The sequence below is a fragment of the Bradyrhizobium cosmicum genome, assembly GCF_032290525.1.
GTDB classification, from domain to species: Bacteria; Pseudomonadota; Alphaproteobacteria; order Rhizobiales; family Xanthobacteraceae; genus Bradyrhizobium; species Bradyrhizobium cosmicum_A.
Genome location: NZ_JASXTA010000017.1, coordinates 157,540 through 173,889, shown reverse-complemented (window position 1 = coordinate 173,889; position 16,350 = coordinate 157,540). Strand labels below are relative to the sequence as shown.

The window sequence follows — 16,350 nt, the reverse complement described above, 5'->3', positions numbered from 1 at the left end:
GCCGCTCATTGAAATCCTGGCTGGGAAGGGCGGCTTCGCCGGCCAGCGTGAGGCGACGATTCGACCGTAGCGTGCGGCTCGCAGCCCGCAACGCAATCCGGTCCTTAACCTAACCAGTCAAGGTTACTCCTTGTCATTCCTGGGCTTTTTCTTGCCGTTCTCGGTAGAATCACGGTCTTTCCCATTGTCCTTGCGGCGGTTGGTGAAGCGGGCATTGCCGAGCCCGGTGCCGATGGTGAGCACGCCCCAGCGCTCGAAGTCCTGCATGAACGGCACCTCGGAGAGACCCTGAACCACGCCGTCATTGTGCATCAGGATCGCGGTGTCGTGCTCGCCGATCTCGGGGATGGCCTCGACGAGGCTCGCCGGCAGGTTGAACTTGCTGCTCTCCCAATTGCCCGGCAGGTTCTGCGCGCCTTTTTCGATGGAGCCGTCCGCGTTGATCACGCCGGGACAGGCGATGCCGATGAACGGCGCGAGCTTGAAGCCTTCGGCTTCGGCGTCCTCAATGAGGCCTTCGAGCATCTTGACCAGCCGCTTCACCGCGGCTTCGCGGCTGGGCTCGTCATCGGCGTGGCGCCACAGATCGGATTTGAAGACCATGGCCTTGGACAGATCCGGCGCCTTCTTCCAGCGCGTCTCGACGATCCCGCAGCGGATGTTGGTGCCGCCGATATCGACCGCGAGGATGCTGTCATAGGCCTCGAAAATCCAGGACGGCACGAGGTGCAGGGCTCCAATCAAGCCGGCATCGTCGGGATCGAAACGGATCGGCACCAGGTCGACCTTGAAGCCCTCCGATTTCAGGATGATCTCGGCGCGGGCAATGGCAATCTCGCCGAGCCGACTGGCGCGAAAGCCGCCGCCGACCACGATGCACTCGGTCCTGGCCCAGGCCTTGGTCTTGAGAAACCGGCGCGTGACATAGGCGAGCTCCTGGGCGAAATCCTCGATCGCGCTGTGCACGACGGCCGTGGCTTCCGTATCGTCGCCGACCAGAACGGCATCGAGCGCCTTCTTGCTGATCTTGTCGGACGGCTCGTCCCCGAACGGATCCTCGCCGCTCTTGCGCAGCGGCTTGCGCCACTCTTCGAGGATCTCGCGGAAGGCGCCCTTGCTGGCGCGGTCGCCGAGAAAGCCGTCCTCGTCCTTGATCTCGATGTTGAAGCTGTCGATATCGACCGAAGGCAGGCGGCTCGCGCCGTGCTGGGCGATGCCCGTCGTCTTGACCAGTTCGTCCGTTGCCATGGGAAGCCCTTGCCCGCGTGCCTGTTTGCGGGGACAACGGCAGGGGAACCCCGTTGGTTGCAGCGCGCGGTGCAGATTCGTCGGCGCGCCGGAAACGGCCCAAATCCTTCAAATCCGGGCCTTTTTCCGTGGTTTTCCTTGACTTGCGGCGGATCGCGGCTATAAGTCCCACACCCGGCGCGGGGCGTTTCTCGCGCTGTTTGTTTTTGCGTGGGTTTTCAAAGGGATAACTCCCGCCCGCACAAGACTCGCCATAAACCCATAGCGACTGACAAAAAGCCGGCCCGGACGATACCCGTCGCGAGGCCGGGATTTGAACACGGAGAAAAAACGATGTTCGCAGTCATCAAAACCGGCGGCCGGCAGTACCGCGTCGTTCCGGATGATGTTCTCGAAGTAGGCAAGATCGAAGGCGAAGTCGGCTCGATCATCCAGTTGAACGAAGTTCTGGTGGTCGGCGGCGACACGCCGGTCCTGGGTCTGCCGACGGTGGCCGGTGCCTCCGTTGCGGTCGAGGTGCTCGACCACAAGCGCGGCCCCAAGGTCATCGCGTTCAAGAAGCGCCGCCGCAAGAATTCGCGCCGCAAGCGCGGCTATCGCGACGAGATCACGGTGCTGCGCATCAGCGAGATCCTGACCGATGGCGCCAAGCCGACCAAGGGCCCGCGCCCGAAGCGGGAGAAGGTGGTCAAGGAGCCGGTGACGGAAGCCGCCGAGTAACGAAAATCGATCACGCCAATTCACGAATTGATGCGTGAGAAGTTTTGAAATGATTCCGTCAAGGAATTGACCTAGAACTACGCAGGATTTCGGAGACCAACCATGGCTCACAAAAAAGCAGGCGGTTCATCGCGCAACGGTCGCGATTCCAAGGGCAAGCGCCTCGGCATCAAGGCGTTCGGCGGGGAAGTCGTGATTCCCGGCAACATCATTGCGCGTCAGCGCGGCACCACCTGGCATCCCGGCCTTAATGTCGGCATGGGCACGGACCACACTCTGTTCGCCAAGATCGAGGGTCGTGTCACGTTCCAGGCCAAAGCCAACGGCCGCACCTTCGTATCGGTGCTCCCGCTCGCAGGGGCGGCTGAATAGACGGCGGATCAATTTGGAGTCCGCCGGTCCCTGACCAACCGGCGGAGTCCAGATCCCAGAGATCGAAGGCTCCAAGGGGAGGCGGGAAACCGGCCTCCCCTTTTGTTTGACTTGCTCACTTTGACTTGGTGACTTTCACGGAGCCGGACATGTTGCAGGATTTCTCGAGCGTGACCTTGCGGGAGGCGAGACCTTATGTCGTCGCCACCGAGCGGCTGACCTTGCGGCGGCCGACCCTCGCCGACGTCAGGACCATCGCCCTCCTCGCCAACGACCGCCGCGTCGCCGAAAACACCCGCCGCCTGCCGCATCCCTATTCGCAGGACGATGCCGTCGCATTCATCCGTGCCACCGCCGCGCTCGGCAGCGAGACCGTGTTCCTGATCGAGCACGACAGCGGACCGATCGGCATGGTCGGCATCGATCGCTCCAGCCCCGACAATGCCGAGCTCGGCTACTGGCTCGGCGTCGAGCATTGGGGCCGGGGTTATGCAACCGAAGCCGCCCGCGGCGCGATCGACTTCTTCTTCGAGGAGTTCGAGGACGACCATCTCTATGCCGGCGCGCGCGTCACCAATCCGGCCTCGCGCAACGTGCTGGAGAAGTGCGGCTTCCAGTGGAGCGGCGTCCAGCTGCACCGGTTTTTGGCGCTGGGCTCCTCCACGCCGGTCGATTGCTTCCGCCTCTCGCGCGGGGTGTGGTCGTCGCTGAAGAGCTGGAGCAGTGCGCGAAGGGTAAGGTAGGCACTCTACGCCGGCGGATTCAACTCTCCGCCGGCGCGCCCCAGATCGCGCTCGCGCAGATAGATGTAGAACCCGGCGCCGATGATGATGGCGGCGCCGACGATGGTGGCGATCGACGGGACATCGCCGAACACGACGAAGCCGAAGATCACGGCCCAGACGATCATCGAATATTGATAGGGCACGACGACGCTGGCCGGCGCCAGCTTGAGCGAGCGGTTGACGCAGAACAGCGCGGTCACCGAGACGCATCCCGCCAGCGCGAAGATGACGAGGCTGCCTGACGTCGGCGGCACCCAGTGGAACGCCGACAAGGCGGCACCGAGCAGGAACGTGCCGACGAATTGCGATGACGCCATCACGATGTCGGGCGTCTTGCGCAGGCTGCGCGTGATCAGCATCAACGTCGCAAACGACAGGCTGCCGCCGAGCGCGATCAGCGCCGGCAGGCTGACGGTCTGCGCCGACGGCCGCAGCGCGATCAGGACGCCGCAGAAGCCGATCAGGATCGCGGTCCAGCGCCGCCAGCCGACCTTCTCGCCGAGGAAGATCGCCGACATCGCGGTCACGAAGATGGGGCCCGCAAGATAATAGGTGATGACGTCGGCGAGCGGCAGATAGACCGTTGCGAGGAAGAAGGCGGCCACCTCCAGCGTCGACAGCACGACGCGGACGAGCTGCAAACGCGGCCGCTCCAGATGCAGGAACTGGTGACGCTGCTTCCAGACCAGCGGCGACAGCAGCAGCAGCGCCGCGCAGGCGCGCAGGAACAGCAGCTGCCCCACCGAATACGTCCCGACCAGGAACTTGCCCATGGCGTCGCCAAACGAGAACATGAAGATCGACAGCACCATGAGTGCAATGCCGGCCAGTCGCGCCGAGCGGTCGTCATAGGCGGAGAGATTCTTGAAAAGGGGCATTGGCGCGTTTTAATCGCGTGAGCGCGCCGGACAAGCCCGCCTCCGGTGAATTCAACGCATTGTCGCACTGCGCCTCGCGCGATACGGATAAATTTCCGACTCCATCCTGATGGTGCAGCGCATGACCGACTTCGACCCGGCCCAGCATCGCATGATCCCCGCGCAACGCTGGTTTGAGGATTTCGCCCTCGGCGAGCGCTTCGTGCTGCCGAGCCGCACCCAGACCTCGGCGGTGTTCGCGGCGTTCCAGACCGCGAGCGGCGACACCCATCCCGTGCATTACGACGTGGAATATTGCCGCGCGCGCGGCATGCCGCAGCTGCTGGCCCACGGTTTCCAGACGCTGATCCACACCGCACCCGGCGCCGGCCTGTTTCCGTTCATGGTCGAGGACTCCCTAGTCGGCTTCCTCGAGCAATCGAGCCGGTTCCTCAAGCCCGTCTTTGCCGACGACACGATCTATCCCGCGCTCGAGGTCACCGAGCTGGTGCCAGGACGCACGACCGGCACGGTCGCGCTCAAAAGCACCGTGTTCAACCAGCGCAAGGAGCTGGTGCTGGAGGGGATGCAGAAATTCCTGATCCGGCGCCGGCCTCTCTAACGTCATCCCCGCGAAGGCGGGGATCCATAACCACAAGCCAGTGTCGTTTCACGAGACAACAATTGCCCGTCTTCGCCAAACCCCTTCATGTGGTTATGGATCCCGGATCTGCGCTTCGCTTGTCCGGGATGACAAGCGCGGGTGGGCCGCCCCGCAGGTTAAGCACGGGCCAAAATTCGCGGAAATTCGGCCGATTTGCGGTCTATCCGGGTTGCCGCGCGGGACCGGCTGGCCTACCTATGGCCCATGAAATTCCTCGACGAGGCAAAGGTCTATATCCGCTCCGGTGACGGCGGGAACGGCTGCGTGGCGTTCCGCCGCGAGAAGTTCATCGAATTCGGCGGTCCCTCCGGCGGCAATGGCGGTCGCGGCGGCAACGTCATCATCGAGGTCGCCGACGGCCTCAACACGCTGATCGATTACCGCTACCAGCAGCACTTCAAGGCCCAGAAGGGCGAGAACGGCTCGGGTTCGGACCGCCACGGCGCCAATGGCAAGAACATCGTGCTGAAGGTCCCCCTGGGCACGCAGATCTTCGACGAAGATCGCGAGACGCTGATCCACGACTTCACCAATGTCGGCGAAAAGTTCGTGCTCGCCGAAGGCGGCAATGGCGGCTTCGGCAACGCGCATTTCAAAACGTCGACCAACCGCGCGCCGCGCAACGCCAATCCCGGCCAGGTGGGCGAGGAGCGCTGGATCTGGCTGCGCCTGAAACTGATCGCGGATGCGGGTCTTGTCGGCATGCCCAATGCCGGCAAATCGACTTTCCTGTCCAAGGTCAGCGCGGCGCGGCCGAAGATCGCCGACTATCCCTTCACCACGCTGCATCCGCAGCTCGGCGTCGTGAACGCCGACGGCCGCGAATTCGTGCTCGCCGACATCCCCGGCCTGATCGAAGGTGCGCATGAAGGCACCGGTCTCGGCGACCGCTTCCTCGGTCATGTCGAGCGCTGCCGCGTGCTGCTGCATCTGATCGACGCCACCTGCGAGCATGCCGGCAAGGCGTACAAGACCGTCCGCAAGGAGCTCGATGCCTATGGCGGGCTGCTCACCGACAAGATCGAGATCGTCGCGCTGAACAAGATCGACGCGGTCGAGCCGGACGAGCTCAAGAAGCAGAAGGAGCGGCTGAAGCGCGCGGCGAAGAAGGCGCCGCTGCTGATGTCCGGCATCACCGGCCAGGGCGTCAAGGAAGCGCTGCGCGCGCTCGTCGACGTCATCGGCGAGGCCCCGGTCTCGACCAAGGCCAAGAGCACGGCCGAAGCGGAGCCGTGGTCGGCCTGAACTCTCGCCCACGTCGTCCCCGCGAAAGCGGGGACCCATACCGCGTAATCTATCGGTTGCGGATGCTCAAAGTACCGCACGATCGGTCTTCGCCAAACCACTTCCTGTGGTTATGGGTCCCCGCTTTCGCGGGGACGAGCGGAGTGTTTGGCCGCGAGCATGCGCGTCACTGAAGGGTTGTTATCGCAGCTCTGATAGCGCAGCATCAAGCAATCAAAAAAGGCAGGGGCGAGACCGATGGTGCGCGCGAAGAACGTTCTCTGGATCATGTGCGACCAGCTTCGCTACGACTATCTCGGCTGCACCGGCCACCCCACGCTGAAGACGCCGAACATCGACGCCATGGCCAAGCGCGGCGTGCTGTTCTCGAAAGCCTATGTGCAATCGCCGATCTGCGGCCCGTCGCGGATGTCGTTCTACACCGGGCGCTACATGCGCTCGCACGGCTCGCATTGGAACGGCTGGCCCTTGCGCGTCGGCGAGCCCACCCTCGGCGACCACCTCAAGAAGCTTGGCGTGCGCAACGTGCTGGTCGGCAAGACCCACATGGCGCCCGATCTCGAAGGCATGAAGGCGCTCGGCATTCCGCCGGAATCGATGATCGGCGTGCACGTCGCCGAATGCGGCTTCGAACCTTACGAGCGCGACGACGGCCTGCATCCGACGGGACGGCCGCGGCCGAAATACGACGAGTATCTGCGCCAGCAGGGTTTTGACGCGACCAATCCCTGGGAGCATTGGGCCAATTCCGGCGCGGCGGAGGACGGTAGCTTGCAGAACGGCTGGCTGCTGGTGCATGCCGACAAGGCCGCGCGCGTGCCCGAGGAGCATTCCGAGACGCCCTACATGACGCGCCGCGCGATGGACTTCATCAGCGAGGCCGAAACCGACGGCAGGCCGTGGTGCCTGCATCTGTCCTATATCAAGCCGCACTGGCCCTACATCGCGCCAGAGCCTTACGCCAGCATGTATTCGACGGATGACATCATCCCGCCGATCCGCTCCGAGCGCGAGCGCGCGAGCCCGCATCCGGTGTTCGGCGCCTATATGGACATGCGCTACTCCCGCAACATGGCGCGCGACGATGCCCGCGAGAAGGTGATCCCGACCTATATGGGCCTGATCACCCAGATCGACGACCAGATGGGCGTGCTGATGAAATTCCTGGAGACGCGCGGCCTGCTGGACACCACCATGATCGTGTTCACCTCCGATCACGGCGACTATCTCGGCGATCACTGGATGGGCGAGAAGGACCTGTTCCACGAGCAGTCGGCGAAGATTCCGCTGATCGTTATCGATCCGTCGAAAGAGGCGGATGCCACGCGCGGCACCCGCAGCGACGCGTTGGTGGAAGGCATCGATCTCGCCCCGACCTTCGTCGATTATTTCGGCGGCAAGGTGCCCGGCCACATTCTCGAAGGGCGTTCACTGCTGCCGCTGCTGCGCGGGCCGACACCCACCGATTGGCGCAAGGTGGCGTTCTCCGAATACGACTACGCCATGCAGGACGTGCGGCTGAAGCTGAACCAGCCGATCGAGCGCTGCCGCCTGTTCATGGTGTTCGACGGCCGCTGGAAATACATTCACGCCTCCGGCTTTCGCCCGATGCTGTACGATCTCGAAACCGATCCGCAGGAATTCGTCGATCGTGGCGACGACCCCGAATGCGCCGCGATCATCGCGCGGCTGCAGGCCGAACTGTTCGACTGGGCACTGCATCCCAACGACCACATCACCACGCCGCGCGAGAAGATCGCGGCCTATGCCGACAACCAGCTCCAGGTGAAGGGCGGAATCCTGATCGGCATCTGGGACGAAGCCGAGCTCGCGTCGATCAAGGACGGCATCACACAGCGCGCGAAGCTCTGAGTGAGAGGCAAAGCTCTCACTCGTCATGCCCGGGCTTCACCCGGGCATCCACATCGTACGTCAATCGCGGATGCGCGTGGATGGCCGGGTCAAGCCCGGCCATAGCGACCGAGTATGTGGCGGCGCCAGAACTCAATTCTCGATCTTGTACCCCGTCGCCTTGACGATCGGCTGCCAGAACGCCGTGTTGGCGGCGAGCTCCTTCGTCAGACCTTCTGCATTGCTGCCGACCGGGATCAGCCCGATCGCCGTGAGCTTCTCCTTCACCTCGGGCTTGGCGAGTGCGGCGCTTGCGGCCGCGCCGAGCTTGGCCGCGAACTCCAGCGGACTGCCCGCGGGAAGCCACATGCCATACCAGGCATCCGCAACGAGGTCGATGCCGCTCTCCTTCAGCGTCGGGACCTCGGGTGCGAAGGGCGAACGTTCCGCGCTCGCGGCCGCGATGATCTTCACGCCCTTGGCGCGATGCTGCGGCAGCGCATCGGCCAATGTCGTGATGCCGAACGAGACATGGCCGCCGACGAGGTCGTTGAGGATTGGCGCGCTGCCGCGATAGGGCACGCGGGTCAGGGGAATGCCGAGGTCCTTCTCGAGCTTGGAGCCCATGAAATGCGGAATGGTACCGTTGCTCGGCACGCCGAACGACGTCTTGTCCGGATGCGCCTTCAGCCATGCGACAAAACCCTTGAAATCGGCGGCATCGACGCCCGGTCCGATCACCAGCGCGAATTCGAACCGCGCCAGCAGCGACACCGGCATGAAATCCTTGGCCGTATCGAAGCTCGGTGTCGCCTCCACCATCGGCAGCAGGTACATGGTGGGACCCGTGGTCACCAGCACCATGCTGCCGTCGGGGCTGGCTCCCTTCACCGCCTTGATGCCAATCAGGCCGTCGCCGCCGGTGCGGTTCTCGACCACGATGGTCCGCTGCATTGCCGGCGCCATCTCCTGCGCGATCAGCCGGCACAGCGTGTCGCCGCCCGCCCCCGCCGCGAACGGGAAGATCATCTTGCTCAGTCCGGCCTGTGCTTGCACGCCGCTCGCCTGGGTCAACAGCGGCAGGCCGACACATCCGGCCATGAATTTGCGGCGATCCATTCGCTTCCTCCAACGCATTATCGTTGGCAGCAATTAGAACCAGGCGGGCCTCCCCGACAAGGCCAACATGGCCGCCATTTACCATGCCGGCCGCCTTGCGCCGGTCACCGTCCTGCTGCAAAAGCAGACCTCATCGGCGCCGCCTGTTGCTCCGCCGTCTTTGAAGCAGAGCAATTCGTCGCAACCGCCAACACATACATACATGGCCAGCCCCGAACTCAGTCAATTCCGCCGCATCGTCGTCAAGGTCGGCTCCGCGCTGCTGGTCGATTCCGACAAGGGCGAGGTGCGGGCGTCCTGGCTCGCCGCGCTCGCCGACGACATGGCCAAGCTGCACTGCGAGGGCCGCGATGTGCTGGTGGTCTCCTCCGGATCGATCGCGCTCGGCCGCAGCCGGCTCAAACTGCCGCGCGGCCCGCTGAAGCTGGAAGAGAGCCAAGCGGCCGCCGCCGTCGGCCAGATCGCGCTGGCGCGGATCTGGTCGGAGGTGCTCGGCGCGCACGGCATCGACTCCGGCCAGATCCTGGTGACGCTCCAGGACACCGAAGAGCGCCGCCGCTATCTAAATGCGCGCTCCACCATCGGCAAATTGCTGGAGTGGCGCGCGATCCCCGTGATTAACGAGAACGACACGGTCGCCACCACCGAGATCCGCTATGGCGACAATGATCGCCTCGCCGCGCGCGTCGCCACCATGGCGAGCGCCGACCTCTTGGTGCTGCTGTCCGACATCGACGGGCTCTACGACGCGCCGCCGAAGAACAACCCCAGCGCAAAGCTCATTCCGGTCGTCGACAGCATCTCCTCCGAGATCGAGGCGGTGGCTGGCGATGCCGAGTCCGAGCTGTCGCGCGGCGGCATGCGCACCAAGGTCGAGGCCGCCAAGATCGCCACCACCGGCGGCACGCATATGCTGATCGCCTCCGGCAAGATCGAGCACCCCTTGCAGGCGATCGCCGATGGCGGCCGCTGCACCTGGTTCCTGACGCCCGCCAATCCCATCACCTCGCGCAAACGCTGGATCGCCGGCACGCTGGAGCCGAAGGGCACGCTGACGATCGATGCCGGCGCGGTCACGGCGCTGCGTGCCGGCGCCAGCCTGCTGCCGGCCGGCGTGATCAAGGTCGAGGGCCAGTTCGCCCGCGGCGATGCCGTGATCGTGCGCGGCCCCGACGCCAGCGAGATCGGCCGCGGCCTGATCGCCTATGACGCCGACGACGCCGAGCGGATCAAGGGCCGCTCCTCGCCGGACGTGATGGCCATCCTCGGCATCAGCGGGCGGGCGGAAATGATCCACCGCGACGATCTGGTGGTGGGCGGATAGGCCTTTGCCGTCATGCCCGGGCTTGTCCCGGGCATCCACGGTCTTGGCGAGCAAAGACGTGGATGGCCGGGTCAAGCCCGGCCATGACGCCGCGGCTGAGCGAGTGGCCGAGCCCGAACCCACCTCCCGAAGCCCTGCCATACCCTCCCCGCCCTTCGCAAATGCGGGATTTCCGTGCTAGGACACTGCCTTAGCAGAAGGTTGAACTCCCCATGGCCGCCCCCCTCAAAGCCGTTGACGGCACTGCCGATCTTCAGGCGCTGATGTCCGATCTCGCCACCCGAGCCCGCGCTGCCGCGCGCGTGCTGGCGTTGGCGCCGCCGGAGCAGAAGAACCGGGCGCTGGAAGCCATGGAGCGGGCGATCCGCAGCAATGCGGCAGCGATCCTTGCGGCCAATGCCGAGGACGTCGCGGAGGCTCGCGCCTCCGGCAACGCCACCTCCTCCTTCATCGACCGGTTGACACTGACGCCGGCGCGGGTCGAAGCCATGGCCGCGGGGATCGGCATCGTGCGCGGCATCGCCGATCCCGTCGGCATCGTCACTGAAAGCTGGCAGCGGCCGAACGGCATGAGTATCGAGCGCGTGCGCGTGCCGCTCGGCGTCGTCGGGGTCATCTTCGAGAGTCGGCCGAACGTTGCGGCGGACGCCGGCGTGCTGTGCCTGAAATCAGGCAACGCCGTGATCCTGCGCGGCGGCTCCGACAGTTTTCGGTCCTGCCGCGCCATCCATGACTGCCTGGTGCAGGGCCTGCGCGAAGCGGGCCTCCCCGAAGCCGCGATCACGCTGGTGCCGACGCGCGACCGCGCGGCGGTCGGCATGATGCTGTCCGGATTGAACGGCGCGGTCGACGTGATCGTGCCGCGCGGGGGCAAGAGCCTCGTCGCGCGCGTCGAGCAGGAGGCGCGCGTGCCCGTGTTCGCGCATCTCGAAGGCGTCAACCACGTCTATGTCGATGCCAGCGCCGACCTCGCCATGGCGAAGTCGATCGTGCTCAACGCAAAAATGCGCCGCACCGGCGTCTGCGGCGCAGCCGAGACCCTGCTGGTCGACCGCGCGGCCGCTGCAAGCAGCCTGAAGCCGCTGGTCGAGATGCTGATCGAGGCGGGGTGCGAAGTGCGCGGCGACGACGCCGTGCAGAAGACCGATGCGCGCGTAAAACCTGCGAGCGAAGACGATTGGGACACCGAATATCTCGACGCGATCATCGCGGCGAAGGTGGTCGACGGCGTCGACGGTGCGATCGCGCATATCCAGAACCACGGCTCGCATCACACCGATGCGATCGTGAGCGCAGACGACGCCATCGCAAAGAAATTCCTGAGCGAGGTCGATTCCGCGATCGTGCTGCACAACGCCTCGACGCAGTTCGCCGACGGCGGCGAGTTCGGGTTCGGCGCCGAGATCGGCATCGCCACCGGCCGCTTCCACGCCCGCGGCCCTGTCGGCGCCGAGCAGTTGACGAGCTTCAAATATCGCGTCCACGGCACAGGTCAGACGCGGCCGTAAGTCATGTCGCGAGGCGCGGGGCATTGAGTAACAATTTCGTCGCGCCGCGTTTCTTCGCGCAGGCCATTCCGCCCTACACCGAAGGCATGCGCGTCGGCCTGCTCGGCGGCTCGTTCAACCCGCCGCACGAGGCTCATCGCGCCATCAGCCAGTTCGCGCTGAAGCGCCTTCAACTCGATCGCGTTTGGTGGCTGGTGACCCCCGGCAATCCGCTGAAGGAGAACGGCACGCTGCATGAGCTCGGCGAGCGCATGCAGGCCGCGCGCGACGTCGCTGACGATCCCAGGATCGAGGTGAGCTGTCTCGAATCCGTCATTCGCACCCGCTATACTATCGACACGATCAACACCTTGCGCCGCCGCCTCTCGGGCCTGCGCTTTGTCTGGATCATGGGCGCCGACAACCTCGCTCAATTCCATCGTTGGCAGCACTGGCGGCGCATCGCCGATCAGGTGCCGATTGCGGTCATCGATCGCCCGCCTCGGAGTTTTCGCGCCCTCGCCTCGCCTGCCGCCAATGCGCTGGCGCGCTACCGCCTACCCGAGAACAAGGCGGCCTTGCTTGCGGACCAGCCGGCACCGGCCTGGGTATTCCTGACCGGAATGAAGCTGAATCTCTCCTCGACGGGCCTGCGGAACCCGGATGGGAGCTGGAAAGGTACGAAGTGAGTCAGACTGTGCGGAGCTCGTGGGGATTTCGTGCTCTCTGGCATATTGAAACCCTTAACCCCACATGATGTAGTGTAACCAGTGGGCGCTGGATTCGGCGTTCGCGATACAGTGAAAGGAATGGTCCCTGACCACATCTGTATTGTCCAAGACGGCTTCAACGAAGTCTGTTTTACCCAAGGCAAAGCCGGCGCGTAAAACATCGACTGACGCAGCGGCCTTGAAGGCGCAACCCGACGCCGACAAGACCCTGAGCCTGATCCTCTCCCGCCTCGACGACATGAAGGCGGAAGAGACGGTCACCATCGACCTTCGCGGCAAATCGGCTTACTCCGACTACATGATCGTCACCACCGGCCGGGTGAACCGGCATGTCGGTGCGATCGCGGAGAACGTCGCCAAGGGCCTCAAGGAAAACGGCATCAAAAACATCCACGTCGAGGGCTTGCCCAATTGCGACTGGGTGCTGATCGATTCCGGCGATGTGATCGTGCACGTGTTCAGACCCGAGGTCCGCGAGTTCTACAATCTCGAGAGATTGTACACGCAGGGCCCAGGGGCGGCGAAGGCGATCTAGGCTCAGGCTTACTGGGCCGATTTCGAATCGGCTGACGCGCATGCTAGCGTCGTGCGCGCGCAACTTGCGCGCGGTCTTGAAAACGCGACCCTGAAGATATCATGCGTGTTGCTGTCATCGCGGTGGGCCGGCTGAAGCAGGGCCCCGAACGGGAGCTTGCCGACCGCTATTTCGAGCGGTTCGACGAGGCCGGCCGCAAGCTCGGATTCCGCGAGCTCTCGATCCACGAAATCCCCGAGAGCCGCGCGCGCGACACCGCGACACGGATGGCCGAAGAGGCCGCGGCGATCTCCGCGCATATCCCGGACAAATCGATCCTGGTGGCGCTGGACGAGCGCGGCCAGAATCTCGACTCCACCGTATTCGCACGGCACCTCGGGCGCTGGCGCGACGAGGGGGCCGGACATACTATCTTCGTGATCGGAGGGGCGGACGGACTTTCGCCCGAATTGCGCCGTAAGGCCAAGCTCGCGATTGCGTTCGGCTCTGCGACCTGGCCGCACCAAATGGTCCGCGTCATGCTTCTGGAACAGCTTTATCGGGCCGCCACCATTCTGGCCGGCCATCCCTATCACCGCGCGTGATGCGCGCCACACGAGCACCTTTGCGTAGAGCGATGCGAGCGCCGATCCTCAAACTGCTGCTGGTCGCAAGCGTCTCGGGCGCAAGCCTCGCGCAAGCTCAGACGGCAGCGCCGGCGCCACAAACGGCGGCGGTCTCGCCCGTTGCGATCAAGCAGCGCGAGCAGGAGCTGGAAGCCGCACGCGCGAGCAAGAAGAGCGCGGAGGAAGCGCAGGCCAAGCTCAAGGCCGAGATCACCGCGCTCGGCCAGGACCGCACCCAGCTCAATCAGCAGCTGATCGACACTGCCGCCAATGTGCGCAGCGTCGAGACCAAGATCGACGAAGCCGAAGCGCGGCTGCGGACGCTGAACGGCCGCGAGCAACAGATGCGCGGCTCGCTCGATTCGCGCCGCGCCGACATCGTCGAAGTGCTGGCGGCCTTGCAGCGCGCCGGAAGGCGGACGCCGCCGGCGCTGCTGGTGCGGCCCGAGGACGCACTGCAGTCGCTGCGCACCGCCATGCTGCTCGGCGCAGTGGTGCCGGAGTTGCGCGGCCGCGCGGAAAAGATCGCAAGCGAGCTCGGCGAGCTCGTGGCCCTGCGCAAGCACATCGCCGCCGAGCGCGACCAGCTCGCCACCGACCGCGACAAGGTCCGCAATGACCAGACCCGGCTCACGGCGCTGGTCGACGAGCGGCAGCGCCAGCAAGCCTCGCGCGAAAAGGACCTCGACGCCGAAAACTCGCGCGCCATCGCGCTTTCAAGGCAGGTCGGCGATCTCCAGGGGCTGATCGCCAAGATGGAGCAGGATCTGCAAAGCGCCGCCAAGGCTGCCGAAAAGGCTGCCGAGGCCGCAAAGCAGGCCGAAGCCAAGGCGGCGGCCAACGCCAGCGCCAAGCCCGGCCCGGGCGCTTTCAAGGACCGGTCCCGGACCACCCCGGCAATCGCCTTCGCCGCGGCCAAGGGCCTCCTGCCTCTTCCGGTTAACGGTAATAAGATCAGGGACTTTGGCGGGTCCGACGGCCTTGGCGGGGTCCAGAAGGGCATTTCGCTGGCCAGCAAGCCCGGCGCCCAGGTCACGACGCCGTGTGATGGCTGGGTGGTCTATGCCGGCCCCTTCCGCAGCTATGGACAACTCTTGATCCTCAATGCCGGTGGCAGGTATCATGTCCTGATCGCCGGGATGGAGCGCATTTCGGTCAACATCGGCCAGTTTGTGCTCACGGGGGAGCCGGTCGCAACCATGGGGTCGACCTCTCAAGTCGCCTCCATTCTCGCCACGAACGCGAGTCAACCTGTGCTGTATGTCGAGTTCCGTAAGGACGGCACTCCAATCGATCCAGGCCCATGGTGGGCCGCAAATGAAGGCGAGAAGGTTCGCGGATGATGCGCAAGACTTCAGTTATCCTCCTCAGCGCGGCCACCGGCGCGGCGCTGACGCTGTTCGTGACCCAGCCGCGCGCGGTCTTCATGGGCTCGAGCGCACGGGCCGCCACCGCGGACACCTATCGGCAGCTCAATCTGTTCGGCGACGTCTTCGAGCGCGTGCGCTCGGATTATGTCGAGAAGCCCGACGACACCAAGCTGATCGAATCCGCCATCAGCGGCATGCTCACCGGCCTTGATCCGCATTCGAGCTACATGGACGCCAAGAGCTTCCGCGACATGCAGGTGCAGACCCGCGGCGAGTTCGGCGGTCTCGGCATCGAGGTCACGATGGAGGACGGCCTGATCAAGGTGGTGTCGCCGATCGACGACACGCCGGCCTCGCGCGCCGGCGTCATGGCCAACGACATCATCACCAATCTCGACGACGAAGCCGTGCAGGGCCTGACCCTGAACCAGGCGGTCGAGAAGATGCGCGGCCCGGTCAACACCAAGATCAAGCTCAAGATCATCCGCAAGGGCCAGGACAATCCGATCGACGTCACCCTGGTGCGCGACAACATCCGCGTCCGCTCGGTGCGCGCGCGCGTCGAAGCCGACGACATCGGCTATATCCGCATCACCACCTTCAACGAGCAGACCACCGAGGGCCTGAAGCGCGAGGTCGCCAACCTCTCGAACCAGATCGGCGACAAGCTCAAGGGCTACGTCATCGACCTCCGCAACAATCCGGGCGGCCTGCTCGAGGAAGCGGTCACCGTCTCCGACTCGTTCCTGGAGAAGGGCGAGATCGTCTCGACCCGCGGCCGCAATGCCGAGGAGACCCAGCGCCGCACCGCGCATGCGGGCGACCTCACCAAGGGCAAGCCGGTCATCGTGCTGGTCAATGGCGGCTCGGCTTCGGCGTCGGAAATCGTCGCCGGCGCGCTGCAGGACCACAAGCGCGCGACCATCATCGGCACGCGCTCGTTCGGCAAGGGCTCGGTGCAGACCATCATTCCGCTCGGCTCGGGCAACGGCGCGCTGCGCCTGACCACGGCGCGCTATTACACGCCGTCGGGCAAGTCGATCCAGGCCAAGGGCATCGTGCCCGACATCGAAGTGCTCCAGGACGTGCCCGATGAGCTGAAGTCGCGCACCGACACCAAGGGCGAGGCTTCGCTGCGCGGCCATCTCAAGAACGACGGCGACGAGAAGACCGGCTCGCAATCCTACGTTCCGCCGGACGCCAAGGACGACAAGGCGCTCAAGCTCGCCGACGACCTGCTCCACGGCATCAAGAACAGCGCCTCCGCGGCACCGACGCCGGGCGGCGACAACAAGGCCACGAGCGACAAGCCCAAAGCGGCGAACTAGGTCGGCGCAGCTTGCGATCTCACGAAAAGGGCGGCTCCCGGAGCCGCCCTTTTTTGCGTGGAACTCCTGACCTCCCCGGCCTATCCCGGCCTGCCGCCGCTTGACCTCG

General features: G+C 64.9%; 16 protein-coding genes. 13 read left to right on the top strand and 3 right to left on the bottom strand.

Annotation, left to right across the window (positions count from 1 at the left end):
- Positions 1–123 precede the first annotated feature (123 nt).
- Positions 124–1,248, bottom strand: coding sequence for an ROK family protein (locus QSV46_RS27880; RefSeq protein ID WP_314959009.1), 1,125 nt, complete (start codon positions 1,246–1,248; stop codon positions 124–126).
- A gap of 333 nt (positions 1,249–1,581) precedes the next feature.
- Here QSV46_RS27880 and rplU point away from each other — a divergent pair, with 333 nt between their 5' ends.
- The 3 genes from rplU to QSV46_RS27865 all read left to right on the top strand — a co-directional run bounded on the left by rplU (position 1,582) and on the right by QSV46_RS27865 (position 3,083).
- A complete protein-coding gene (gene rplU, locus QSV46_RS27875) occupies positions 1,582–1,968 on the top strand; it encodes a 50S ribosomal protein L21 (protein ID WP_314959006.1) in 387 nt (128 codons plus the stop codon).
- Positions 1,969–2,070: 102 nt separating this feature from the next.
- Positions 2,071–2,340 (top strand): 50S ribosomal protein L27, encoded by a 270-nt coding sequence (gene rpmA / locus QSV46_RS27870; RefSeq protein ID WP_314959003.1) that lies wholly within the window; start codon positions 2,071–2,073, stop codon positions 2,338–2,340.
- Between the two features lie 149 nt (positions 2,341–2,489).
- Positions 2,490–3,083, top strand: a complete 594-nt coding sequence (locus tag QSV46_RS27865; RefSeq protein ID WP_314959001.1) for a GNAT family N-acetyltransferase — start codon at positions 2,490–2,492, stop codon at positions 3,081–3,083.
- 5 nt (positions 3,084–3,088) lie between these two features.
- Here the strand turns inward: QSV46_RS27865 and QSV46_RS27860 are convergent, their stop codons facing one another.
- Positions 3,089–4,003 carry a DMT family transporter gene (locus QSV46_RS27860; RefSeq protein ID WP_314958999.1) on the bottom strand — a complete coding sequence of 305 codons (915 nt, stop codon included), beginning with the start codon at positions 4,001–4,003 and terminating at the stop codon, positions 3,089–3,091.
- Between the two features lie 121 nt (positions 4,004–4,124).
- Here QSV46_RS27860 and QSV46_RS27855 point away from each other — a divergent pair, with 121 nt between their 5' ends.
- From QSV46_RS27855 to QSV46_RS27845, 3 genes are all read left to right on the top strand, one after another.
- Entirely contained in the window at positions 4,125–4,604 is a 480-nt protein-coding gene (locus QSV46_RS27855) for a MaoC family dehydratase (protein WP_314958998.1), read from the top strand.
- A gap of 246 nt (positions 4,605–4,850) precedes the next feature.
- Complete coding sequence (gene obgE / locus QSV46_RS27850; protein ID WP_314958997.1) at positions 4,851–5,891, top strand: GTPase ObgE; 1,041 nt, start codon at positions 4,851–4,853, stop codon at positions 5,889–5,891.
- 237 nt (positions 5,892–6,128) lie between these two features.
- Positions 6,129–7,763, top strand: a complete 1,635-nt coding sequence (locus QSV46_RS27845; protein WP_314958996.1) for an alkaline phosphatase family protein — start codon at positions 6,129–6,131, stop codon at positions 7,761–7,763.
- A gap of 132 nt (positions 7,764–7,895) precedes the next feature.
- On the opposite strand, the gene QSV46_RS27840 is transcribed toward QSV46_RS27845, so the two are convergent.
- Entirely contained in the window at positions 7,896–8,861 is a 966-nt protein-coding gene (locus QSV46_RS27840; RefSeq protein ID WP_314958994.1) for a Bug family tripartite tricarboxylate transporter substrate binding protein, read from the bottom strand.
- Positions 8,862–9,063: 202 nt separating this feature from the next.
- On the opposite strand from QSV46_RS27840, the gene proB reads away from it, so the two are divergent.
- From proB to QSV46_RS27805, 7 genes are all read left to right on the top strand, one after another.
- Entirely contained in the window at positions 9,064–10,185 is a 1,122-nt protein-coding gene (proB, locus tag QSV46_RS27835; protein ID WP_314959066.1) for a glutamate 5-kinase, read from the top strand.
- Positions 10,186–10,397: 212 nt separating this feature from the next.
- Positions 10,398–11,693 (top strand): glutamate-5-semialdehyde dehydrogenase, encoded by a 1,296-nt coding sequence (locus QSV46_RS27830; protein WP_314958993.1) that lies wholly within the window; start codon positions 10,398–10,400, stop codon positions 11,691–11,693.
- 23 nt (positions 11,694–11,716) lie between these two features.
- Positions 11,717–12,361 (top strand): nicotinate-nucleotide adenylyltransferase, encoded by a 645-nt coding sequence (locus QSV46_RS27825; protein WP_314958990.1) that lies wholly within the window; start codon positions 11,717–11,719, stop codon positions 12,359–12,361.
- A 220-nt stretch (positions 12,362–12,581) separates the two neighbouring features.
- A complete protein-coding gene (rsfS, locus tag QSV46_RS27820) occupies positions 12,582–12,938 on the top strand; it encodes a ribosome silencing factor (RefSeq protein ID WP_027515020.1) in 357 nt (118 codons plus the stop codon).
- Positions 12,939–13,039: 101 nt separating this feature from the next.
- A complete protein-coding gene (rlmH, locus tag QSV46_RS27815) occupies positions 13,040–13,522 on the top strand; it encodes a 23S rRNA (pseudouridine(1915)-N(3))-methyltransferase RlmH (protein ID WP_027547557.1) in 483 nt (160 codons plus the stop codon).
- 32 nt (positions 13,523–13,554) lie between these two features.
- Positions 13,555–14,886 carry a murein hydrolase activator EnvC family protein gene (locus tag QSV46_RS27810; protein ID WP_314958979.1) on the top strand — a complete coding sequence of 444 codons (1,332 nt, stop codon included), beginning with the start codon at positions 13,555–13,557 and terminating at the stop codon, positions 14,884–14,886.
- Positions 14,883–16,241, top strand: a complete 1,359-nt coding sequence (locus tag QSV46_RS27805; RefSeq protein ID WP_314958977.1) for a S41 family peptidase — start codon at positions 14,883–14,885, stop codon at positions 16,239–16,241. The genes QSV46_RS27810 and QSV46_RS27805 overlap by 4 nt, the downstream gene beginning before the upstream one ends.
- Positions 16,242–16,350: the final 109 nt, after the last annotated feature.